The sequence below is a fragment of the Halobacillus ihumii genome, assembly GCF_902726645.1.
GTDB classification, from domain to species: Bacteria; Bacillota; Bacilli; order Bacillales; family Halobacillaceae; genus Halobacillus_A; species Halobacillus_A ihumii.
Window position 1 is genome coordinate 1386219 of sequence record NZ_CACVAO010000001.1, and the last position, 24137, is coordinate 1410355.

Below are 24137 nucleotides of genomic sequence, written 5' to 3' on the forward strand. Positions count from 1 at the left end.
CTTGAAAGGCCGAATCCTTGCCGCGAAGGGGATAATCACTGCGTTGAAGGGTCGAATCCCTAAAGTTTCGGTTAAAAAGTCTCCCTTATGGTCAAATAAATTTCCAACCCCCCATAATTGGAGGCAAAATAAGCGCCTGAGCAATATAGCTCAGACGCTTTTCCCATGCACTTAGATTGTTAGAAGTTTATATCCCTAATTTATCCGTAATTTCCTTTGCTCCATTTACAATTTTATCTGTTAAGTCCTCGAAGTTATAATCATCCGCTCTTGCAGAAGGAATAATAATAGTTAATGCTGCAAAAATGTTTGAAAACGGGTCAAATATAGGGGCACTAATCGAAGACGCTCCCTTTACTCTCTCCCCATGACTTGCAGCAAAACCATTTTTTCTTATTTTGTTTAGATCCTCGGTAATGGCTTCCTTAGTTGATATCGTATTTTCAGTTATAACCTCTAAAGAAACATCATTTAAATAATTTTCTAATTCATCCTGATTAAAGTGGGCAAGCAATACCTTTGCAGATGCACCTGCATATAATGGTGAAGTTTGACCAACAAACGTTAACGCATTTAGCTCATGTTTACTTTCAATGTTGTGGATACACTTTCTTTCCTTATTTTCAATGACACTCAAACTAACACTCTCCGTCGTTGCGGAGTAAATACGTTCCATAACGGGTTGAGCAATGGAAAGGAGACTTGAGTTCTTTTCCACTAACTCTGCAAAGAAGATAAAGTCTATTCCAAGCTGATAACGCTTATCTTGATCACTTTTTTGGAGCAGACCTTCCATGGTCAATGTAGAAAGAAGCCGTTGAAGGCTTGATTTTCCAATCCCCGTAAGTGAATGTAATTCAGTTAAGGTAAGTCTTTTATGATGTCTTGAAAAAGCTCGCAAAATCTGTACTGCTCGATGTACAGTCTGCATGGAGTAATTCTTCTCGAAGTTTTCTTTATTCATTTATATCACCTATTTAGCTTATTATCATCCATCCACTATTTTATCAAAAGCAGTGTATGAAATAACATGTTGTTTTCTTAATTCATCTAGTTCTTCCATACTGTACCCTAATTCCTCCATTAATAACTCCTCTGTGTGTTCTCCTAATAGTGGAGGTGCGTACTTACTTGAGATATTTAAGTCGGAAAATCTCATTGGATTTTTTGTCATTTTAATTTCTCCAACGATAGGATGAGTAAGCACTTCTACGCTTTCTCTGGCCTGAACCTGGGGATGATCAAACGCTTGATCAATCGTATTCACTTTACCAGCAGGGATTTTTGCCTGGGAGAGCAATTCCATCCATTCATCAGCCGTTTTCTTCTTCATCACTTGTTGAATCTTGGAAACTAACTCTTCTTCATTTTCTAAGCGCTTATCATTAGTGCAATATCTTGGGTCTGTGGCCCACTCTGGATGGTTTAATAGCTTACATAATTTAACGTACAGACCATTATTTCCAGCACATAACATAATCGGATCGTCCTTACAGCGGAAAACCTGATAAGGTACGACATTATTGTGACTATTTCCCACACGCTTAGAGATTTTCCCAGCATTTAAATAGCCGCTCGATACATTAGCTAGACTGCTGATTTGGACATCTAGTAAAGATAAATCAATATGCTGCCCCTGGTTATTGAAGTCTCTCATTCTAATAGCGGACAAAATACTAAGCGCCACATAATTAGAGGTAAGAATATCAGCTATAGGCACACCAACTTTAGTAGGTTCTCCATCAGCATCTCCTGTAACATCCATTAAACCACTGATGGCTTGAATCACTGGGTCGAAACCAGGAGCACCTTTATCGGGACCAGTTTGACCAAAGCCTGTAACCGAACACATAATTAACTGATCATTAACCGTCTTCAAATATTCATAGCCTAACCCTAGTTTTTCCATCGTCCCCGTTTTAAAGTTTTCCAGAACGACATCTGCTTTTTTTACTAAGTCTAGAAATACGTCTTTACCTTTTTCTTCTTTTAAATTTAACGTAATGGATCTTTTATTACGGTTAGATGAAAAATAATACGTACTCTCGCCGTTTACAAAAGGCCCCCACTCCCTCATACTATCTGAGCCTGTTAACGATTCAACCCTTATAACATCCGCCCCCAGATCTGCAAGAATCATGGATCCTGCTGGAGCAGCATATACCCTGGACAAATCCAGAATTCTTATATCTTCTAACGGTTGGTTCATATTCATCTCTCCTATAAGGTAAGTCGTTTACCCGAAGCTGTTCTTTCCGATTCTTCTTCTTTCCTGATACTAAACTTCTGCATAACTGCTACGACGCCTATTAAAGCCACCCCAAGCAATCCAAACAATATCCCTGGGAAGATTAATAGGAATGCTGCCACTAACATGATTGCTCTTTGTAATAGGTTAGTTTTTATAAATAACCTCCCTTTTACCACTGATGCTAGGGCAATAACCCCTATAATAGCTGTTATGGCTGCACGTAGACTATCCCATGTGGAACCTCCATCAAAAAGGAGCACGGGGTTAAACAAGAAGAAAAACGGGACAATAAAACCAGCTAATCCTATTTTCAGGGATTCTATTGATACTTTTCCGGAATCAGTGCCAGCAATACCGCCTGCTGCATAAGAAGCTAAAGCTACAGGAGGAGTAATACTGGATAAGGCGGCATAGTAGAAAGCAAACATATGAGCAGCTAATGGTGCCACATTCATGGTGATAAGAATAGGAACAGCAATGGCTGCAACAATAATATAGGCAGCCGTCACAGGAACGCCCATTCCAAGGATAATGCTTATAGCCATTGTTAATAACGCCGCTAAGAATACACTATCCCCAGCTAGATTTATAACATTATTGCCTACTACAAGGCCTAAACTAGTCAAACTTACTGTTGCTATAACCACGCCTACAATCGCACACGCGATCCCAACGTTGATAGCTCCCTTAGCCCCTTCTTCAATAGACAATAAGATTGTTCTAAAATTCATTCTCGTTGATTTTCTTAACCAACTAGCAGCTACAGTCGAAATTAATGCCCATATAGCTGCGAACAATGGAGTGACACCAGAAAATAAAGCGCCCACTAACACAAACAGCGGAATTAATAAATGGCCTCCATTTTTTAAAACCTTCATTGCATTAGGGATGTTTTCCTTGGATAAGCCTGATAGCCCCATATTTTTTGCTTCAAAATGTACGACCATAAATAGGGTTACATAATAAAGCAGTGCTGGAATTAATGCTGCCATCATAACCACTGTATATGGCACACCCAGAAACTGTGCCATAATAAACCCAGCTGCTCCCATGATAGGGGGTGCTATTAACCCTCCTGTAGATGCTACCGCTTCTACAGCGCCGGCAAATTTAGGACTATATCCGGTTTTCTTCATCATCGGGATCGTAACCGTTCCTGTAGTAACAACATTTCCAACAGCACTTCCACTGATCATCCCCATGAAGCCACTGCCGAAAATAGCAACCTTTGCAGGGCCTCCTGCTGAACGTCCCGCAATGGTTAAAGCCAGATCATTGATAAAATCAGTAAAACCACTATTTTTAAGGAAGGCCCCAAAAAGCACAAAGACAAAAATGTATGTGGCTGACACACCCAGGGCAATGCCAAAAATCCCTTGACTTCCCCAGAACATGACATTAATAACTCGTTCGACAGTAAATCCATAGTGTCCTAATAGGCCAGGTATATAAGCTCCGAAAAAATTATACAGAAGGAAAATGGCCGCAATGATAGTGAGTCCTTTTCCGGCAACTCTCCTACTTGCCTCAAATAATAAGAGTACGGCAACCCCACCCACGAAATAATCTAGTGTTGTATTTATACCATTTCTTTCTAGAATAAAATTGTCGTACATTAAAATAAAATAGCCAATAGATCCAACCGACAAAATGACACAAATGACATCCCAGACCGTCGGCGCTACTCTATTTCCACTACTTTTCTTCGAAGCCGGATAAAGTAAAAAAGTTAATACAAGCAAAAACCCTAAGTGCCAGGCCCTAAACTTCACAGTCTCCATAACTCCATAACTACTCGTGTATAACTGAAATACAGTCCAGACAATACATAGAAGTAAAATGACTCTAGACATAACCCCTAAATAATTCACCTGTTTTACACCATCATCAGTATAATTAGATTCTGACGGTTGTTCGGAGTCCTTTACCTTCTTTCGTTTAGGCAGGAACTTCATCCTTTCACCCTCCTCCTCATAGCCGTGTCAACATAGAGCTTATTCAAGAACGCCTATTTCCTTATAATATTTTTTTGCACCTGGATGTAATGGAACGCCTGCAGTACCTTGCACGGCTAACTCAGGGTCAAACTGTTTGGCAACGGCCTGACCGTCTTTCAATTTATCAAGATTTTCCCATAATGCCTTAGTCAGCTCATAAACCTTCTCTTCAGACACATTAGCATCAACAGCGATCCCGCTAAATTGCCCAACCGTAATAATATCTTCTGGTTGATTATCGTAAGTTCCAGCTTCGATGGTATGTTTAAAATTCCATGGATAGTCTGATTCATCCGTTAATGTTTTGATTGCATCTTCTGAAAAGCTCAGCACTTTTGAATCAACAGTGGAAATGAGCTCGGTAGCAGCCGAGGAAGGTACGCCTGTATAAATATTTGCTGCTTCTACTTGACCATTTCTTAATAAATCAACAGCTTCTGTAAACCCAACATAGTTCGCATTCACACTATCAACATTTACTCCATGGGCTTTCAATAATAATTCGGATTCTATGGCTGTTGCACTTCCTGGAGCACCAAATACGAAGGAATGGCCTTTAATATCAGAAGGTGATTCAATACCAGATCCTTCTAGCGCTATGACATGACTTACATTTGGATAGAGATTTGCTAAGACACGTATATCTTTGTACTGATTGTCTTCAAAATTACCAACTCCGTTATAAGCTTGATACATCATATTTACAGTTGAAAAACCCATCGTGACGTTTCCTTGGCTCATCAAGTTTAGATTATCAACACTCCCGTTAGAACCCTGTGATGTCACTTGTGTGCCAAGTTCATCCGTCCAAGTAGTGGATAATAATGCTCCCAATGAATAGAAGACCCCGGTGGTTGTTCCAGTTGAAAGTACTAAAGGTTTTCCTTTCGAGTTTCCAGCCGCACCACTGCAACCGCTTACAAACAGAACGATGGCTAGCAATAACAAACCGACCTTACTGATCTTTTTCATAAAATAATCTCCCTTTCCATTATTTGGTGAAACCAACGGAAACTAACTTCTTCCTACTTGAAAGTAGCTTTTCGCTTTTCCACAATCGCCTGCACACCTTGCTGGTAATCTTCCAACTCGGTGACCAATCCCATCGAAGAAGAAATCATATCAAGCGATGAACGTAAACTCATATTTTCACTTTGATAAACCGCTCTTTTCGTCAATCTAATGGCTTGTTGTGGCCCATTCACTATCTTTTGTAAATAATTATCTGTAAAATTCTCGACCTCATCCTGGGGTACTACGAAAGTCACCAAGCCCATTTCCTTAGCTTCCTCTGCTTCAATTACCTTCCCAGTCCATAACATATCTAGCGCTCTATCCTTACCTACCAATCGAGGCAAGAAATAGGCAGCCCCATCCCCTGGAACCAACCCTACATTCACATAACTTTCAGATAATCTAATCTCCTCTGACGCAATGCGAATATCACACATTAGTGCCATATCAAGTCCTGCACCAAACGCAGCTCCATGCATTTGAGCAATGACAGGCTGGTCAATTTCTTCCAATAATAAGGGGATCCTTTGGACCTTTTTCCATAATGAATTCTTTCTTGCTAAACCTGTACTTGTTAAATCCTCTTCACTTTTGTAAAAACCATTTCCAGCAATCATTTCCTTAATATCTCCGCCTGCACAAAAGCCTTTCCCATTCCCTTTAATCAGCACAGCACGTATTTGTTCCGAGTCCCGGACTGTTTCCAGTGCTTCAATCCATAAATGAATCATTTCTTCACTAAAAGCATTTAAACGATCTGGCCTGTTTAATGTGATTGTTGCAATATGGTCTTCTACTTTAAAAATTAAATCGCTCATTTTATTCCCTCCCCTAATTGTTTTTCTATTACCGTCCGATCCGTGATCATTTCCCATAAGCTATCTTTGTTAGAATTCATGACATTTTCAGCCAACTGATCTGCCCAATAATTTTCATTTCCAAATTCATCTCTCCAAGCCCAAAGTCTTCGAGTCACTTGATTCAACCGATGTTCATGTGTTACTCCTATTGCCCCATGAAGCTGGTGTGCAATTTCGGTTACTTTGCCTGCTGCCTCATTCACCTTTATTTTTGCTACCGCAATTTCTTGTTCCTCAGTCCCTTTAATAAAAGCTAATATGGCTTTATTGGCAATGGTAGTGGAGGCTACTGTTTCACCTGCTAATACAGCAATATGCTGTTGAATAGCTTGTAAACGATGCAGTGGCCGGCCAAATTGTTCACGCTCCTTTGAGTAAAGAACGCTTAATTCCAATAAGGTTTCCATAGCTCCACTCATCATGACAGTTTTTATTAATCCTCCTAAATGAGTGACTTTCGCCCTGAATTTCTCCACATTAACCTCTTCAATGAAAATGTCACCAACATCAACACTTTCAAAATGAATAGTGTCCAATGGTTCGCCAGCAAGATTGCTATTATAATCAAAGTTAGCTTGCTTTAATGGTAATAAAGCGATTTTGGAAACACCTTCAACGCTGACTGGTACTAATAAACTCTCCGCATGTCTAGCCCATGGCACATGTATGGCCTTCCCTCGAACAGAGTACCCTGTAGAAGTCATTTCTAACTCAATCTTGTTCTCATTATTTACAGAGAATGTCAAAACATCTGCTGAGGGTGTTACCCCATGATCCGACAACAACCATTGAACTATTAAGGTTTCTGATAAAGGAAGCGGGACAGTAAACTTCCCGGCTAACTGTAAGATATAAAGAGCATCAGAGTAATCTCCACCAGTCCCTCCTAACGATTCTGGAATACCGACAGATGTAATGCCAGATTCCACTAACACCGACCATAAATCCTCAGCAAATATGCCGTTTTCTGATTGATCAATCAATTCTTTTGAGCACAAAGACTTGAACATTTTATTGGTGGAATCCAATATGATTTCTTGCATATCACTCATTCAGCAACAACCCCTTTCGTAACGATTCCTCTTAAGATTTCTGTGGTCCCACCACGCAAAGTGAATCCTGGTCCATGTAAAATGGACTGAGCCAATAACCTTTCAAACCGAACATCCGACGTTATCGATGGATGACTATCAATAATTAACCGGGCAGTCTCAGCCACACTCTTCTCAAAATTTGTTCCCATATCTTTAACTAAAGCAGCGGCTGTATTTACATCCGCTCCTTCCTCTAATAATTGCGCAATCCCGATGGACATGTGTCTTAAACTATATAATTCAGCCAAAAGTTTCGCCGTTTCCCTCATTCCTCGCAGGTCCTTATTACTCTTCAACTTGCCAATCATTTCCTCTAATAAAGGGAATGTACTCAGTATCCTTTCAGGTCCACTTCTTTCATAAGCAAGCTCCGCCATGCTCTGTTTCCACCCGTTAGCTTCTTGCCCAACAATGTTTCCTTCAGGAATGATAACGTTTTCAAAAAATACTTCATTAAAGTGTTCTTCGCCTGTTAAATATTTAATGGGTCTAATAGTGATACCAGGACTGGACAAATCCACAACCAATTGACTTAACCCCTCATGTTTCCTGTCTGTTTTTCTTGGTGAGGTTCTGCAGAGCACTATCATATAATCGGATAGATGCGCCCCACTAGTCCATATTTTCATGCCATTTAACACCCAGCCCTCTTTTGTCCTTTCTGCTCTTGTACTTATAGAAGCTAAATCAGAACCAGCATTTGGCTCACTTAAACCTATTGAAAAATAACACGTACCTTTTGCAATTTTAGGAAGGAAAAACTCCTTTTGTGCTTCAGTTCCATATTTCAGAAATAAAGGACCCGTCTGACGATCAGCAAACCAATGAGCAGCTATTGGAGCACCTGCCGCTAATAATTCCTCAATAACTATATATCGTTCGAGTGAGCTCCTCTCAGACCCCCCATATTTTTTAGGCCAAGTCATACCAATCCAGCCTTTTCCTCCAAGCTTTTTCGAGAACTCTGGTGAATAGCCGCTTAGCCATGAGTCAACTTGAGGTTCGAAGCTTTCTTTTTCATCCTTTAGAAATTGTCGTACCTCCCCCCTAAAGGCTTCTTGTTCCTCCGTAAATTCCGTCATCGGTACCTTTAATTTGTTCATATAAAAACACCCTCCCTTTTTACCGTTATACGATAACTGTTACCATTATATGATACTTTGTATTTTAAAGGACTCAATTATAAATAGCAACAACTTTTAAAATTTTCTAATTATTACTTCAGAGGATTTATTTCCAAGGTCACTATCCTCTAAAAAGTTAATGGTTTCTAAGCACAAAAAAGTCAGAAAGAGAATTCTTCCTTCCTGACTAAGAATCTTCGAATATAAAGTTTAAATGGACTGCTCAATTATTGAAATTCCAGATGAAAATTGTATCTTTATTTGATTGGGCATAGATATATATATAAATATAAACAAATAAGCCAGAAGATGATATGATGAGTACAAACCACTGGAAAAAGGTGTCTTATATGGCTAAAGACCACGCACCACCTCATGTCGTTCAGGATTGCCCGGATAAAATCCACACTTTTATTTAAATATACTCAGAAACAAAAAAAGCACCTGAGCAATGAAGCCCAGGCGCCTTTCCCGTAGATTTATCAGGAGCTGTTCGTGAGCGACAGCCCCCTATTGTTTCTCCATATTCCGCTTAAACTCCCTCATTTTCTCATCAGCTACCAATTCAATAGGCTCCTCCTGATCGGCAGCGACCCCTATTTGTTTCCCACGATCATCATTGATGATCCGATCTCTTTGACCGTCGCGGTGGGGAGTTGTTTCGGAATGAGTGTTCTCTGAATCCTTCGGCATAAGGTTCATCCTCCTTTTTCATAATTTGGATGAACGGCCTTAATATTATACCTAAGTAAAATAACAACTATCATCAGAGTGTGAATCGTCTTAACAAACCGAATCATTCTCCCCTGCTCACACGACTAATGTATACAGACCCATACATTCAGCAACAATGGTAAAAACATCAACGAGTGAGGTGTCGGTCATGTTTGCGAAAGGATTCAGAAACGCACTATTGCTATGTGCCCCATTTTGGATAATGGTCATCCTGTTGATAGCTTTCACAAAAGGATAACGCCTAGAAATAGAAAAATGCTGTCTCTCCGCCAAACGCGAAGAGACAGCATTTTAAGTTACGAGCTGTATTCCTTAATCATATTATGAACCTTCTGTACTTCCTTATCCGGCACTTGCAGATAGTACGTCCCATTAATCCTTGTACCGTTACCCTTCATTTGATACGTGTTCATATTTTCCTTGGCACTACGATAGTTCAGCATAATATTTTTCATTGTACTGAAATTCATATTCGTTGTGACATTACTGCCAAGAACATCCATGATATCTCCAATCCGACTCACCGAACTAATGCTCGCACCCTTATCAATAATCGCCTGAATCACTTGACGCTGACGCTCATTTCGCCCAGCATCGCCTCTTGGATCCTGGTATCTCATCCGTACATACCCCATCGTCTGCGCGCCATTCATCGTAATTTTACCTTTTTCATAATGATAGCCTTTTTTATAATAGCCGGTATCATACCAATCTAGTTGATTGTTAACGGTAATTCCTCCAACCGCATCGACCATTTCAGAAAGCCCCTGCATGTTCATCTGCACATAATAATCAAGTTCAATATCTAAAAAGTTCTCCACCGTACTGATCGTCATGCTTGTGCCGCCAAATGCATACGCATGATTAATCTTGTCCATCGTTCCAGCCATTGGGTCATCGCCCACAAGCTTCGTTCGCGTATCACGCGGAATACTGATCAGCTGACTGCGATCATTGGCCGGATCTAACGAAAGCACCATCAGAGCATCCGATCTGCCTCGATCACCTTTCCTTTCATCAACACCCATCAGCAAAATATTTAAAGGTTCCTGGTTAGAAATCTTTTTCTTGGCCGCTTCGTGATCAATAGAAGCCACCTTCTGATGCATCTCATCATCAACCGTGCTTTTCGCTCCCGCATAAATTGTGTACAGGTAACCTCCCCCGCCTACAATAAGCAAGGCGATCAGTAGAAGCGGTATCTTCCACCATTTGCCCCTTTTTCTCTTCTTTCTGTGTATATCTGAACGTTTCATAATTAATGTCTCACTCCATTATTTGTAAATCTACTATCCTTCATTATACCTATATAGTGCACAGACAACAAGAATACGACAAAATTCTTAGAATTGCAAATGGCTTTCTAGATTAATAGTGGGATCATTTCACACAAAAAATAGACACCTCCCGCTATCAAGCAGAGAATGCCTAAATTCGATGAATGGTATTACCGTAATCAAAGAGCAACTATATAAAAAGCTGCATCTCGATTTATTCTGAAATATCTAATATTATGGAAGTATTACCAGCATAGTTATGTAATAATAGAAAATAGATAGTTGTTTGAATTGAATAGGGTGTCGGCTAGTCCCCATGTCATATAAAAAGGGGGTGATGCCATGAGCGTCTATGAAGCATTGATGGTTGCTATAGCTTTTAGCACCTTAAATGTATCATTGATTGCCTTAGTTGTGGCGATTTCACGCAAAAGAAAATAGACACCCTGTCGAGCAAACGGGAAGTGTCTATTTTCGACAATAGCCATACCCTATCTAGAGCAACTATCTAGGGGATCACAGTGGGAGCTGTGATCTCCTTTTCTTATGTGTATCCTGTTTCTGGCTTAATTATACCATGTTTTTGTCTGAAAGTTAAATGAATAGTTACCTATTGGTAGTAACCCACACATAAATCAGCCTGACAACTGATAGACTATCACCACAACAAAGTCTGGGCAGTACCTCGATAAGGTCAACTGAACTTCGACGCCTTAACGATTGCACTACAATAAGAGTAAGTCTAATAAAATCTTTTCCGGTACTCACCTGTTACTGCTGAATCCAACACAAGTAGTTGTAACTACTTAGACAGAAGGTGATTATTGGTATTTTAATTTATAGCGTTGTGCGAAATTAATAAGGTTAAACTTTCTCAATAGAATGTCTAACAGAAGCCATGATTTCACGAAAAGACTGAAGAGCTTCATCAGAATCCCTTTCACGAATCGCCTTAAGCAGAGACTCATGGAAAGGATAACTCTGATCAAAGATATCATCTTTCCCAAATGGTACATTCCAGAACTCATGAAAAGTATCCCATACCGAGTCTATGATGCTCTCTAGCATTGGATTTTTAGATGCTTTATATATGGCCTGATGAAAGTGAGCATCTGCCTGATTGGCCTTCTCCCTTTCATCATTTTCAATAAAAGTAACATATTCTTTCAAATGAAGACTCATTTGATTGATATCTGCCTCATTTGCTGAGACTACTGCAAGTTCTACTGCTTTCCCCTCTAACGCCTCTCTCACCTCAAGAGTTTCCAACAAGAATTTCTTTTCATTTTCCACCTCAAAGGCCATTTGAATATGGAATGGTTTTATATCACTTATGAAAGTGCCCTTCCCATTCAAAACTTTTAAGGCACCTTGGGATTCAAGTAATTGTAACGCTTCCCTTAATGAGGAGCGCCCTATTCCTAATGTTTGAACGAGTTCTGCCACGGAGGGAAGACGATCTCCGCTTTTTAAATTCTCTTGCTTAATGTACGTCTTAATTTCATCTGCCACGAGTTCAGACAATCGTTTTTTCCTTAATGCTTTCACGACATCACCTCTGATTGAACTTACCCTCATTATACTATGGGTGTACATAGTTATAAAATATAAACACTCTGGTTGTTTGTAAATTCATAATATTTATACCTTTCATACAGGTTGATAGTATGATAGTATTTCATAAAGTGAATCAATCGGCAATGATGAGGGAGGAACGCTTGTGAATTACACAGATGAAGAAATATGTACACAGTACGGGGATAGGCCTAAAGATAATAGAGGAGCTGTTTCGCCACCCATTTACCAAACCAGTTTATTTACATTCGATACATTTGAAGCGTTTACACATGCTCAATTATACGAAAGGGAGAATTACGTATATACAAGAGGTGTGAACCCTACTACTGAACTATTAGAGGAAAAATTGGCCCTCTTAGAAAGAGGAGAGAAATGTAAATGTTTCGGATCAGGAATGGGAGCGATCAGTTCCGTTTTTTTCTCCTTATTAAAAAGTGGAGACCATGTCTTGTTTGTCAATAACATTTATGGTCCCACGCAGCAGCTATTGGAGCACTTACAGAATTTTAATATAGAACATAGCTTCTCAAATGGAGATGTCGAGTCCGACATAAAGCCTCATACAAAGTTGATTTATGTAGAAAGCCCCGGAACCATGTTAATGAAAGTCGTCGATTTAAGAAAAATCTCAACTATAGCTAAAAAGCACGGCATTTACACAGCTATTGATAATACATGGGCGACTCCCATTTTCCAAAAGCCTATCACACTAGGATTTGATCTAAGTATCCACTCCTTGACGAAGTATATCGGGGGGCATAGTGATGTGGTAGGAGGAGCCGTTGTTGGTACACATGAACTCATCGACCGAATCTTTACATACGGCTTCCAGCTAAACGGATCTGTTCTTTCCCCCCAAGATGCTTCTCTAATCATTAGAGGCTTGCGAACACTGCCTCTTCGTATGAAACAACACCAAGATAACTGTTTACGCGTGATTCAATACCTCACAACAAAAGAAGAAGTTCTAAAAATTAATCATCCGAGCCAATGGAAAGGAGGTGCCTTTTCCTTTATAGATGATCAAATGACGGGTTATTCAGGCTTATTAAGTATCGAATTAAAAGAAGGAGGGTTTAAGAAAGTTGCAGCTTTTATCAACCAGCTCTCGATATTCAAAATTGGGGTAAGCTGGGGGGGTTATGAGAGTCTTGTCAATTCACCCATCAAGGAAAACAATGAACTAGAACTTATTGAACAAGGAATTGGAACTGGTATCATACGATTTTCCATTGGACTAGAAGGTTCAGATCTTGTAATTGCCGACTTAGAAAAAGGGTTTCAAGCCCTGCATTCTATTAAATCTTAGGGAGAGGATTATAGTGAACCAAAAAGAAGTGAAACGTCCAACTACAGCAATGGTATTGATCCCCATCTCCATTGCCCTCATCATATTTATTGGTGGGATCGGGGTGATGAGGTTTCAAGCTGAATTAATGTTAATATTTGCTGGTGTAGTGTTTGCCATATTTGCAGGAATCTATGGGCATAAGTGGGATGAAATTAGCTCCGTGATGGGCGAGAAAATTAAAACCGCATTACCAGCCATACTCATCTTATTTAGCATTGGTTTAATCATAGGCACTTGGATGATCTCTGGCACGATTCCCTTCTTTGTTTATTATGGGTTAGAATTGATTAACCCTGGATATTTATATGTAATGGCTTTTATCGTAACAGCCATTGTCTCCACATGTGTAGGTACCTCGTGGGGATCTGCAGGTACCATTGGTGTTGCCTTGATGAGCGTAGCGCAAACCATGGACCTTTCCCTGGCGATTACAGCTGGTGCTGTCGTCTCTGGCGCTTATTTCGGTGACAAACTATCACCATTGTCTGATACTACCAACATGAGTTCATTGGCAGCAGGCTCTAATCTATATGAACACATTAAACATATGATATACACTGCCCTTCCCTCATCAATCATTGCCATACTCGTCTTTTATTTCGTTGGACTACAAATTGAAACCAATTCTGGACAGCTATCAAATATTCAAGAAACACTCTCTGTTATTGACCAATTGTTTAACCTAAATATCCTAGTCCTGCTTCCAGCAATCATTGTCATAGCGGGCTCTCTAATGAAGAAGACTCCACTGATCGTTTTGTTTAGTTCCTCCGTGGTCGCCATGTTCATAGCTTTAATTTTCCAAAATGCATCTATTAGCAATGTATTTACAGCTGCTGTAGAAGGCTTTAACGTAGAAATGATTACTTCTACCCTACCCGGACTAGATTCGAGTGTACTATCTGAGGATATGCAAGGATTATTAAACCGCGGTGGATTATATTCCATGTACAATGCTACATTCTTCGTATTTTGTGCCTTTTTCTTTGCATCGGCACTCGAGGTCTCACAAGCATTAAATATCCTTCTTGAAAAAATTATTATGTACCTAAAGTCCGTGGGAAGCGTTATTTTCGCATCACTCGTTACTGGATTTGCAGTTATTAACTGTACCTCTAATGCCCTTGTTACCTATTTTCTAATAAAAGATATATATGGTGACGTTTATAAAAAGAAAAACTTACACCCTGTAAACTTATCTAGAAGCATGGAAGACTCCGTAACAATCACCGAAGTCTTAATGCCTTGGACCGTATCAGGCGTGTTTATGGCCACAACACTAGGTGTAAGCAACTTCGAATTTTTACCATGGGCTATATTTAACTTAGGTGGCTTTGTCTTTTCCGCCCTGTATGGATTTCTGGCCCCGTATACTGGAGGATTCGGAATTAGAAAACTGAATGAAGATAAACCATTAGAAGACTCAGAAGCTTCTTCTAAAAAAGTCATATAAAAAAGTGAGTCAGACATTCTACAATTAAAGGATCCTAAATGAGCAAGTCCGCTTATAGGATCCTTTGTATTGGAACCGAAATCATCAAATGGCTGCAGTAAAGTTTCTGATGTTTTATCAAGTTGTACATATACGTTCTCATTGAATCATTACAATACCAGGCAGTATCAGAGTTTCCAGAAAACAAGAACTTATTGACGGAATCAAATATTGGTGAGGTTACTAGCTTTATGTAATCCCGCCTCCACTGCCTCCTGTTCGAGAAAATCTCCCCGGACTCCGTCATGTCTGAAACCAACAGTTCTAATCAGTTCAACCGTACCTCAATGAAATTCCTTAATATTTTGGAAGTATTAACACCATATTTATGTAATAATAGAAAATAGATAGTTGTTCGAATTGAATAGGGTGTCGGCTAATCCCCATGTCAGATAAAAAGGGGGTGATGCCATGAGCGTCTATGAAGCATTGATGGTTGCTATAGCTTTTAGCACCTTAAATGTATCATTGATTGCCTTAGTTGTGGCGATTTCACGCAAAAGAAAATAGACACCCTCTCAACCAAACGGGAAGTGTCTATTTTCAACAATAGCCATGCCCTAATCTAGAGCAACTATCTTGGGGATCACAGTGGGAGCTGTGATCTCCTTTTCTTATGTGTATCCTGTTTCTGACCTAATTATACCATGTTTTTGTTTGAAAGTTAAATGAATAGTGGATTACATCGGTTACATCTTCTGTTGTTAACCTAGGTAGAAGTTACGTAGTGCATATCTAAGATAAAATATCTTAAAAGTAACTAGTTCCCCAGAGACATCACATATTGCTTTTTTCGAACTCTCTCATTCTCTCTATTAAACCTAGATCCTTTTCTTTCTCTTCACTTACATACTTATACTCAAAATATTTTATTCTAGCAGCCGGACCAAATTCACTTTTATGCCAATCCGTATAATCAAAATGCACATTTAAATTACCTGTATCGTCCACTAATAATGTTACTGAAAACCAAGGTTCCTGGTCATTCTCTATAAATACCTTTTGTAGTTTAACAGTTAGTTCAAATAGTTCATGAAGGTCTTTATTATATCCCCTCTTATCTACAGCGTATAATTTTGGAATATAATGCGAAAAAACAGATTGCCCTTGGTCATCTTTAGGAGTAAAAAAGAAGAAAACTCCTCCTTCTTCGTCCTTAACTTCACCACTAAAAGAAAAATTACTCCATTCAATTGGAATCATATCATTAATCTGTTGGGCTATTGTTTCATATAGCTTGTTTAATTCTAATTCAAAACTCATCAATATCAACCTCCTGATTTATTTGCAATCTCACGGACCACCGGGAATTCTCCTTCAATTTCATATTCAACCATAAAGGAATCTGGTCGCATTGATTTTTTTGAATAAATTGGTTCAATGCCTACTGACACTTTTTTGGGCGGAATCTCCTTCATTGCATTAGCCCACTCGGTCTCCATTTCATACCAAACTCCGCCCCTCCTATTAATTTGGCTATTTTGTGGAACAAGATTATCAATATCAGGTGATCCGTTGAATTGTGCTCCTACTAAATGACCACCATCATCATCTGGCAACCTGTCTTTTCCTCCTACATTTACTTGAGCATATTTATTTCTATCAGCCTTTTTCAATACTAGTTCAGGAGCCTCTACATTTACGATACGACCAAGGTCATCGGTATTATATGTGTAGTTACCATTAGTTATATATTTAGTGTTTGGAAGTAATTGTTTCTTACCATTTTTCCCTTTTATTATGTGGGCTCCTAAATCAATTTCTTTAACTTTCTTCACACTAGTACTATTTATAACACCATTACTTTTACCCGCACCCTTAGCAACACTACTAACACCTTTAACACCTTTCCCAAATACCTTAACAGCTCCCCCGCCAACAACAGAGGCAGCAAGAATCGCCCGCTCCCAACCTTCATACTCCACACCCGTAATCAAATTCTCACCAGTCTTCGTCTCAATAGCCGCCTTGACATTCCCAACAATCGGAATAAAATCAAGAACGAAGGATGCCGTCTTCTTAAACCAGCCCACATCTTCTGCTGAAGCCGCCATTATGTCTTCTCTTGTACATACCCCTCCTGAGGTGAATTCATACCCCAATGATACAGGGGAGAGCCGCTTCTGTTCAGAAATAAACTCATCTACTTCACCTGGGGGAACGAATTTCGCACTCACCGCTAGATTGATAGATGCCCAATCCGCATTTGATTGAATCTGACCTGCCTGATAACTTCCTATACTCATATCTCCAGTCTCAAACTGGGAGGATATCGATTCTATGTATTGATTCATGGTCGATAAGCTTTGCTTCAGCTCCGCCAACTGGCTCGACTCCGTCTGATCAAACTCATGCAGCCGCTCCACCGTCTCGTCCTTCTTATTCCTCGCCTGTTGAATATCCTGCAAAAATGCGCTGTCATCAACAGACGGCAGTGACACAATATCCTGAACGCCGTTAACGACTTGATTGACTTCCTGAACGATCTCCATCGTGACGGTACTTGCTTTATGTAATCCCGCTTCCACTTCCTGTTCAAGAAAATCTTCCCGAATCAGACCTTCAGCATCCGGCTCGAGCTCATTCAAGGAAGCCATCATCTTACGAATAGTATCTTCATATTGCGAAAGGAATTGCTCCAAATAGCTCAAAAACGGCAGGTGCGCTTCCTTGTAAAACACCCGAATCGCCTCCCCGCCTTCCCCGCGAAGCGAGTCTTCCAAATCAATGATCGCCTTTATACTGACCTTAACTTGTTGAACCGAGTTCCTCAAGCTTTCCAGCGTATGTATCGTTTCTTCTCCACCCTTTTGGAGATCCGAAACATCAAGCACCTTCATGTAAAACAACCTCTTTCCGAATTCGTTACATCAAGTATATAGAATTTTTTACCAGAAAGGAATACGTCTATCTAAATCTTAACGTTTAGTATCACAAAATCGGAAACAAACACATAACCCGCTTCTCCCCATAGATCTATCCCTCAAAGAATGATACCTCAGAAGCACTGCTGGCCTCGTCACCTCTGAAACCACCACTTACAACCAGTTCAACCGTACCTCAATGAAATTTCTTAATATTTTGGAAGTATTAACAACATAATTATGTAATAATAGAAATTAGATAGTTGTTCGAATTGAATAGGGTGTCGGCTAATCCCCATGTCAAATAATGAGGGGGTGATGCCATGAGCGTCTATGAAGCATTGATGGTTGCTATAGCCTTTAGCACCCTAAATGTAACATTGATTGCCTTGATAGTGGCGATAATACGCATAAAAAAATAGACACCCTGTCTGGATAACGGGGAGTGTCTATTTTCACGAATAGCCTTGCCCTAATCAAGAGCAACTATCTAGGGGATCACAGTTGGAGCTGTGATCTCCTTTTCTTATGTTTATCCTGTTTATGACTTAATTATACCACGTTTTTCACAAAAGTTAAATGTAGTAGTCAAGCTATAGCTCGATTACCTTTTCGCCTATTTTACCGTCACATTCAATCTTCCAAACATTGATACCGCAGAACCGCAGCAAGCCCCGCCCCATGTCTAAAGTCACCACTGCCAATCAGCTCGTACAACTCATCCATCCCAACAAGCTGCATCTCAATCTCTTCACTCGGTTCAAGCGTCTGTTCTCCAGCCTTATAAACACCCTTTGCTGCAAAAAGGTGAATCGCTTCAGAAGTGGATCCCGCAGAAGGGTGAACAAATCCGAGGTTGATCCATTGATCCGCCTGATAGCCCGTTTCCTCCAGCAACTCACGCTTGGCCGTGGTAAGCGGTGAATCGTTATCGTCAATCGCACCCCCCGGCAGCTCTAACTCCCACTGCCTCACCGCATGACGGTATTGTTTGAGCATGATCACTTGATTATCCTCTGTCAGGGCCAACACACAAACACCGTGCGGAAAACTTACATAGGAAAATTCCATCTCATCCTCATTGGAGAGTTGGACTTGCTCTTTTTTTACAGTGAATTTGCTAACTTTAACATTCTCTGATTCCATAACCTTCCATGGCTGTTCTTTCGTCATAGTGAACTCCTTTTAATAGATGATGATCCCATTTTCCTGCCAGCTTTTTACTATGTCAACTTGTTTTATCTATCAAAAAATTGGTAAAGAACAAATAGAACATTATCCTTTTGCTGGCGTAAAGAAGATTATGTGAAAAATAAAGCCTAATCTTTTATTGTCCTTTACAAATGGGTAAAATAAGTTATAGCTATGTAATTACAATAGATTATCATACTTCTCAATCATTGAAATGTGTTGTATTATAAAGTTAAATAAACTTCTTGAAGAAAGGTAGGGCGAGATCAATGCGCACAGTTACTCTTGAACAAATTAATCAAAACATCAAGAAGAATTGTAAAAAAGCAAATGCTACAATAAGAACTTCAGTTCCAGCCAATGGGCGAAGAAAAAAATCTCGCACCCGTACACCTGGAGAAGTGAAAGCCTTAAACGAAATATCAGTTGCCCGATGGCAAAAAGCCGTAAAAGATGGTCGTATCATTAAAACTGGTAAAAGGTCAATGTACTATGACTACAGTTGAAGATCTAAAAGAAGCCCTTAACTATTTAGAAGATAAGCCTAAATTTGAACGGCAGCTTGAATTTGCTGCTCTTTTAACAGATTATTTTAAAAGTAAAGGGATCGTGCCCATAGTTGTGGGAGGATTATCTGTTGAAATCTACACAAGAAATGATTACCACACCCATGATATAGATTTTGTAAGTGATGGCTGGCATTTATATGACGACCTTCTCACTAATCAATTAGGGTTCCAACGTACTGAACGAGAATGGTATCATCTGGATACTGAAATTGCGGTCGAGATACCATCTAATCACCTTGAAGGTAGTCTCGATCGTGTGTATGAGATAACCCTTCCAAACAGCAAGAAACTCTATGTAATAGGCATAGAGGATATCATTATTCATCGTATTGAAGGTATTGCTTTTGCATTAAAGTTCCCAGAAGATGATGAAGATTACGAATGGGCTTATAGAATGTTTCTAATTCATAAAGATGACGTGGACTTGGAGTATTTGGAGGAACAGGCAAAACAAGCTAATATTTATAACTTAATAGAACATTGGTTTAAGCAAAGGAACTAACAGACTGATAATAATCTGTTGGTTCTTTTTATTGCGTTCTCACTCATAAGAATGAATAGCTAAGGCATACTATTCCTAGGTTAAAGGAGAGAGAGCGTTGAAAAAAGTGAATTTAGAAGACATAAATAATCGGATCGAAGCTAATAGAAAAGAGGCTAATAAAAAGATTGCTGAAAGTCGAAAAGGAAGACGAAAACGAACCAGAGTAAGAACAAAAGGGGAGAAAGAAGCCCTAGATCTAATATCGATAAAACGTTGGAAAAGAGCTGAAGAAAAAGGACTCATAAAGAAACTAGGGAAAAGAAAAATGTTTTATGATCACCGCTCAGTTGATTAGCTGCTTGTTTGATGAGGGTTATTGGATCGGCTACACTTAATTGAACAGCTCTAGACTCAGTGAATTGTGCATAACGCTCACAATAACATCATTCCCGCTCCCAATCTAACTACGCTCGCTATTTTCATTTTTCGCTCCGATCCTAACTATTTCGCTCACTTCCACGCCATTTCCGCTCGCCCTCTCGTCCACTCACCTGCTCCCGCGCCCTGATACTTAGCTGGGAAGCATGACAGCTCCTCCCACCATCCTTTGACGACTTCACAAAAAAAGCTACCGGCCTGCAAAATAACAGACCAATAGCCTCATACATCATCACAATATTTTATTCAGAAATTCCTTCGTCCGCTCCGATTCAGGATTGTTAAAAATCTGTTCCGGATCGCCTTCCTCCATGATAATTCCTTCATCCATAAAGAGGACTCGATCCCCAACTTCTTTGGCAAATCCCATTTCGTGCGTCACGACGACCATCGTCATCCCTTCATAGGCGAGCTGTTTCATAACCGCTAAAACTTCACCAACAAGCTCTGGGTCCAGCGCAGAGGTTGGTTCATCAAACAACATGACCTTAGGCTCCATGGCAAGGGCACGAGCAATGGCCACACGTTGCTGCTGTCCGCCTGATAATTGATTGGGATACATGTCAGCTTTTTCACTCAGACCGACCTTATCCAGTAACTTCTGTGCACGCTCCTTTGCTTCTCCTTTACTAATACCACGCGCTTTTTGTGGGGCAAGCATGACATTTTCAATTACGGATTTATGCGGGAACAGATTAAACTGCTGAAACACCATTCCCACTTCTTTTCGAACTTCATTAATATTTGTCTTCGGATCATTTAAACTTGCACCATCTACCACAACATCACCGCTTGTAATTTCTTCAAGCAGGTTTAAACACCTTAAAAATGTACTCTTTCCGGATCCACTCGGGCCGATTACACAAACCACTTCTTTTTGTTCAACCTTGCAATCAATACCCTTTAGGACCTTTGTCTTTCCGAAACTCTTATGCAGTTGTTCAACTGTTATCATTATACATCCAGCCTCCTTTCAACAATGCTCAAAACGAAGGATAGTGTTAAGGTAATGGCCAGATAGAACACAGCAACTGTCGTATAAATTTCAACAGCGTTAAAGTGGTTGGCAGCAATCAAACGTCCCTGGAAAATCAGTTCCGGAACGAGTATGACTGATAACAGTGAAGTATCCTTAATACTGATAATGAACTGGTTGCCCAGTGGCGGAATCATTCGTTTAAAAGCCTGTGGCCAAATAATATGGCGCATCGTCTGTCGATGATTCAGACCAAGTGAACGACCAGCCTCCATTTGACCTTTTTCAATAGATACAACGGCACCACGCACAATTTCTGCGATATAGGCACCCGAATTTAAGGCAATAACAATAATACCTGCTGTAACGGAATCGAAATTATAGTAAATAATCAACGGCAGCGCATAAAATATCCAAATGGCCTGAACTAGAACCGGAGTTCCGCGCAGAACCTCTATGTACACACTTGATATCCAATAAATAATTTTAATATTTGAAATACGTCCCAATCCAAAAATGGCACCGAGAACAAAGCCTATCAAAAGACCAACCACCGAGATTAGCAGCGTATAATAAAGACCGGTCATTAATTGTGGTAAAAATTCAACAACACCGGCAAAATTAAATCTATCCATCACAATCACCTCTCTTGTTGTCTATAAAAAGTAAAGGGTGTAACAACTGGATGGTTACACCCTTTTACTGCTCCTATGATTCTTTAGGTGCTTCCCCGAACCATTTTTTATAAATTTCATCGTATGTGCCATTTTCTTTCAGTGTTGCCAGGGCGTCATTGATAGCCTTTACCAAATCTTCGTGCCCTTTGGAAATGGCAATTCCATATTGCTCGGCTTTATACAATTCACCGACCATTTTCAGCTTATCGCTGCCTTCAGTTTTGATGTAATAAGCCACGTTTGGAGCATCATACAGCACAGCATCAGCGCTTCCATTTTCCACTGCTAGATATACCTGACTCATCTGCTGGTACTCATTTGCTGTGGCATCTTTAATATTCTCTTTGATAAACGCTGCACTAGTTGACCCGAGTCTTGTGGCGATTGTTTTGCCTTCCAGATCCTCAAGATTTTTGATGGATGTATTATCTTTCGGAACCCCAATACGCAGCCCCGATTCATAGTATGGATCACTGTAATCAATCTTCTTAGCACGCTCTTCAGTAATACCAATCCCAGCTATGGCAATATCAAATTTACCCGTTTGCAGCCCCGGAATGATACCATCAAAGTTTGTTGGTGCCAATTCGATTTCAAATCCCGCTTCGTCGGCGATCGCATTAATGAGTTCAATATCGAAACCTGTATATTCACCGTCTTCTTTAAATTCAAACGGAACAAATCCAGTATCCGTTGCAACGGTATACTTGTCCTCTAATTCACCATCTGAACCACTTTCACCGCCACCTCCGCATGCAGCAAGTACAAGCATCAGACTAGCAGAAAATAAAATAAGACTTAAAAATTTCCAATTACTTTTTCTCAATGTTGTTCTCCCCCTTTTGTAAGTCTAACTGGTTACTAAACCAGCCTTTCATGACCTCCCTTAAATGATTTGTCGAGCTCAATGGCTCTACGCAAAAATTTTCTCAATTTTCTTATATTATACAATATCTCAGAAGTATTTCAAATTTTACGAAAATGTTAACCCATAAGGCGCCCATTGTTAATGAATCAAAAATTTCCTTGAATGGATTTTCCAAAATGGTTGGGATTCTGAATTTGAGAGAACTGACGGCTTGGATTCTACTCCCCTTAAATAAGAGAATGAACGAACGCTCACGATAACCCATTTTCCGCTCACAACTTGAGCACTTGCGCTCGCTAGTTCTGTTTTACGCTCCGTTCCAGCTATTTCTGCTCACCTCCACCGCCATTTCGCTCACCCCCGCAAAACCGGCAGTTAGACACACGCATCATTGAGGAAAATAACACCTCCTCAAAAACGCAAAAAGCCACTGCGCTTCTTTGCTCAAAAAGAAACGCAGTCGCTTATTCTCACTAAGAAAGGGGTGGCAAGTTTATCGATGTTAATTTTCTAAACGACCTTACATCCATTATGAATTCCTAGATCATAGCACACACCTGACTCTTCTTTAGGAGCATGGTAAATACTATTGAACTATGAATAAACCATCTTATAGTCACGTATAATTACCTATTATTTTCAAAATGGATCTCATATCAAAAAGTAAATTAACCGTGAGAGAGGATGATAAAGAAATGCTATACAATGTCGTATTATTTCTACATATATTAGGCGTGGTAATCATGTTTATGGCAGTTGGCGTTACCTTATCTGCTATGATTGCTATGCTCCATTCCAAGACGGTTGAAACATTACGAAGTTGGTCGAAGGTCGCTGTGAAAGTGGATGGTTTACTTCCACTCAGTGTGATTTTAATCTTACTGCCTGGTGTCTATTTGGTGTTCTCCAGATGGGGGTGGAGGATGGCGTGGGTGAACGTCTCCCTAGTTACTTTAATTGTCATGACTTTTATGGGGCCCGCCATTAATTTACGCCGGTTAAAAGAAATTCTGAACACAGCTATGGATACTACTGACAGCGTACCTACCGTTGAATTATTGGAAAAGGTGCGAGACCGCATCCTATGGAATTCCATTTCCATCATGACTATGCTGGCTATTGCCATTCTCTTTTTAATGACTGTTAAACTGGGTATGATCGGCTCTTTAATCACAATCGGTGCAGCCATCTCTTTGGGACCCATTATTGCTAAAGCCGTTTTGAATGGAGCAGCCGAATCGATTTCAGACTCCTCTAAGAGTCCTTCAAACTTCTAACAATCCGAGTTAATAATAGT

The 24137-nt window shown here is 39.9% G+C and carries 25 protein-coding genes; 9 read left to right on the top strand and 16 right to left on the bottom strand.

Features of this window, described 5'->3' with window-relative positions:
• Positions 1-187: 187 nt before the first annotated feature.
• The 9 genes from G6R08_RS07060 to G6R08_RS07100 all read right to left on the bottom strand — a co-directional run bounded on the left by G6R08_RS07060 (position 188) and on the right by G6R08_RS07100 (position 10331).
• A complete protein-coding gene (locus tag G6R08_RS07060) occupies positions 188-964 on the bottom strand; it encodes an IclR family transcriptional regulator (RefSeq protein ID WP_163527334.1) in 777 nt (258 codons plus the stop codon).
• Between the two features lie 24 nt (positions 965-988).
• Positions 989-2209: a CaiB/BaiF CoA transferase family protein gene (locus G6R08_RS07065; protein WP_163527335.1), complete on the bottom strand. Its 1221-nt coding sequence runs from the start codon at positions 2207-2209 to the stop codon at positions 989-991.
• Between the two features lie 11 nt (positions 2210-2220).
• Complete coding sequence (locus G6R08_RS07070; protein WP_163527336.1) at positions 2221-4206, bottom strand: TRAP transporter permease; 1986 nt, start codon at positions 4204-4206, stop codon at positions 2221-2223.
• Between the two features lie 39 nt (positions 4207-4245).
• Complete coding sequence (locus G6R08_RS07075) at positions 4246-5220, bottom strand: TAXI family TRAP transporter solute-binding subunit (protein ID WP_163527337.1); 975 nt, start codon at positions 5218-5220, stop codon at positions 4246-4248.
• 53 nt (positions 5221-5273) lie between these two features.
• Positions 5274-6080: an enoyl-CoA hydratase/isomerase family protein gene (locus G6R08_RS07080; RefSeq protein ID WP_163527338.1), complete on the bottom strand. Its 807-nt coding sequence runs from the start codon at positions 6078-6080 to the stop codon at positions 5274-5276.
• A complete protein-coding gene (locus tag G6R08_RS07085) occupies positions 6077-7174 on the bottom strand; it encodes an acyl-CoA dehydrogenase family protein (RefSeq protein ID WP_163527339.1) in 1098 nt (365 codons plus the stop codon). The genes G6R08_RS07080 and G6R08_RS07085 overlap by 4 nt, the downstream gene beginning before the upstream one ends.
• Positions 7171-8319, bottom strand: a complete 1149-nt coding sequence (locus G6R08_RS07090; RefSeq protein WP_163527340.1) for an acyl-CoA dehydrogenase family protein — start codon at positions 8317-8319, stop codon at positions 7171-7173. Before G6R08_RS07090 ends, G6R08_RS07085 begins: the two co-directional genes overlap by 4 nt.
• 531 nt (positions 8320-8850) lie before the next feature.
• Entirely contained in the window at positions 8851-9033 is a 183-nt protein-coding gene (locus tag G6R08_RS07095) for a hypothetical protein (RefSeq protein ID WP_163527341.1), read from the bottom strand.
• Between the two features lie 338 nt (positions 9034-9371).
• Positions 9372-10331: an LCP family glycopolymer transferase gene (locus tag G6R08_RS07100; protein WP_163527342.1), complete on the bottom strand. Its 960-nt coding sequence runs from the start codon at positions 10329-10331 to the stop codon at positions 9372-9374.
• Between the two features lie 363 nt (positions 10332-10694).
• Here G6R08_RS07100 and G6R08_RS22075 point away from each other — a divergent pair, with 363 nt between their 5' ends.
• A complete protein-coding gene (locus G6R08_RS22075; RefSeq protein ID WP_240339660.1) occupies positions 10695-10793 on the top strand; it encodes a putative holin-like toxin in 99 nt (32 codons plus the stop codon).
• Between the two features lie 423 nt (positions 10794-11216).
• Here G6R08_RS22075 and G6R08_RS07105 read toward each other — a convergent pair whose 3' ends face one another.
• Positions 11217-11900, bottom strand: coding sequence for a FadR/GntR family transcriptional regulator (locus tag G6R08_RS07105; protein WP_163527343.1), 684 nt, complete (start codon positions 11898-11900; stop codon positions 11217-11219).
• Positions 11901-12072: 172 nt separating this feature from the next.
• On the opposite strand from G6R08_RS07105, the gene G6R08_RS07110 reads away from it, so the two are divergent.
• From G6R08_RS07110 to G6R08_RS22080, 3 genes are all read left to right on the top strand, one after another.
• The gene (locus G6R08_RS07110) at positions 12073-13239 is read left to right on the top strand and encodes a trans-sulfuration enzyme family protein (protein ID WP_163527344.1); all 1167 of its coding nucleotides are present in this window, start codon (positions 12073-12075) and stop codon (positions 13237-13239) included.
• Positions 13240-13252: 13 nt separating this feature from the next.
• A complete protein-coding gene (gene nhaC, locus G6R08_RS07115; protein ID WP_205439403.1) occupies positions 13253-14734 on the top strand; it encodes a Na+/H+ antiporter NhaC in 1482 nt (493 codons plus the stop codon).
• 450 nt (positions 14735-15184) lie between these two features.
• The gene (locus G6R08_RS22080; protein WP_240339660.1) at positions 15185-15283 is read left to right on the top strand and encodes a putative holin-like toxin; all 99 of its coding nucleotides are present in this window, start codon (positions 15185-15187) and stop codon (positions 15281-15283) included.
• Positions 15284-15550: 267 nt separating this feature from the next.
• On the opposite strand, the gene G6R08_RS07120 is transcribed toward G6R08_RS22080, so the two are convergent.
• Both G6R08_RS07120 and G6R08_RS07125 read right to left on the bottom strand, forming a co-directional pair.
• Positions 15551-16036: an immunity protein YezG family protein gene (locus G6R08_RS07120; protein ID WP_163527345.1), complete on the bottom strand. Its 486-nt coding sequence runs from the start codon at positions 16034-16036 to the stop codon at positions 15551-15553.
• Positions 16037-16041: 5 nt separating this feature from the next.
• Entirely contained in the window at positions 16042-17613 is a 1572-nt protein-coding gene (locus G6R08_RS07125; protein ID WP_205439404.1) for a T7SS effector LXG polymorphic toxin, read from the bottom strand.
• A 347-nt stretch (positions 17614-17960) separates the two neighbouring features.
• Between G6R08_RS07125 and G6R08_RS22430 the strand changes: the two genes are divergently transcribed.
• Entirely contained in the window at positions 17961-18059 is a 99-nt protein-coding gene (locus G6R08_RS22430) for a putative holin-like toxin (RefSeq protein WP_245804749.1), read from the top strand.
• 211 nt (positions 18060-18270) lie between these two features.
• On the opposite strand, the gene G6R08_RS07130 is transcribed toward G6R08_RS22430, so the two are convergent.
• On the bottom strand, positions 18271-18810 hold the full coding sequence (locus tag G6R08_RS07130; RefSeq protein WP_240339661.1) for an NUDIX hydrolase: 540 nt from the start codon (positions 18808-18810) through the stop codon (positions 18271-18273).
• Positions 18811-19097: 287 nt separating this feature from the next.
• Here G6R08_RS07130 and G6R08_RS07135 point away from each other — a divergent pair, with 287 nt between their 5' ends.
• The 3 genes from G6R08_RS07135 (at position 19098) to G6R08_RS07145 (ending at position 20236) form a co-directional block, all read left to right on the top strand.
• Complete coding sequence (locus G6R08_RS07135) at positions 19098-19334, top strand: hypothetical protein (protein WP_163527346.1); 237 nt, start codon at positions 19098-19100, stop codon at positions 19332-19334.
• Complete coding sequence (locus tag G6R08_RS07140) at positions 19321-19899, top strand: hypothetical protein (protein ID WP_163527347.1); 579 nt, start codon at positions 19321-19323, stop codon at positions 19897-19899. The genes G6R08_RS07135 and G6R08_RS07140 overlap by 14 nt, the downstream gene beginning before the upstream one ends.
• A 97-nt stretch (positions 19900-19996) precedes the next feature.
• The gene (locus G6R08_RS07145; RefSeq protein ID WP_163527348.1) at positions 19997-20236 is read left to right on the top strand and encodes a hypothetical protein; all 240 of its coding nucleotides are present in this window, start codon (positions 19997-19999) and stop codon (positions 20234-20236) included.
• A 315-nt stretch (positions 20237-20551) separates the two neighbouring features.
• On the opposite strand, the gene G6R08_RS07150 is transcribed toward G6R08_RS07145, so the two are convergent.
• The 3 genes from G6R08_RS07150 to G6R08_RS07160 all read right to left on the bottom strand — a co-directional run bounded on the left by G6R08_RS07150 (position 20552) and on the right by G6R08_RS07160 (position 22798).
• On the bottom strand, positions 20552-21274 hold the full coding sequence (locus tag G6R08_RS07150) for an amino acid ABC transporter ATP-binding protein (protein ID WP_163527349.1): 723 nt from the start codon (positions 21272-21274) through the stop codon (positions 20552-20554).
• Positions 21274-21930, bottom strand: coding sequence for an amino acid ABC transporter permease (locus tag G6R08_RS07155; RefSeq protein WP_163527350.1), 657 nt, complete (start codon positions 21928-21930; stop codon positions 21274-21276). The genes G6R08_RS07150 and G6R08_RS07155 overlap by 1 nt, the downstream gene beginning before the upstream one ends.
• Before the next feature lie 73 nt (positions 21931-22003).
• On the bottom strand, positions 22004-22798 hold the full coding sequence (locus G6R08_RS07160; protein WP_163527351.1) for a glutamine ABC transporter substrate-binding protein: 795 nt from the start codon (positions 22796-22798) through the stop codon (positions 22004-22006).
• A gap of 737 nt (positions 22799-23535) precedes the next feature.
• Here G6R08_RS07160 and G6R08_RS07165 point away from each other — a divergent pair.
• On the top strand, positions 23536-24117 hold the full coding sequence (locus G6R08_RS07165) for a hypothetical protein (RefSeq protein WP_163527352.1): 582 nt from the start codon (positions 23536-23538) through the stop codon (positions 24115-24117).
• The last annotated feature ends 20 nt before the right edge of the window (positions 24118-24137 follow it).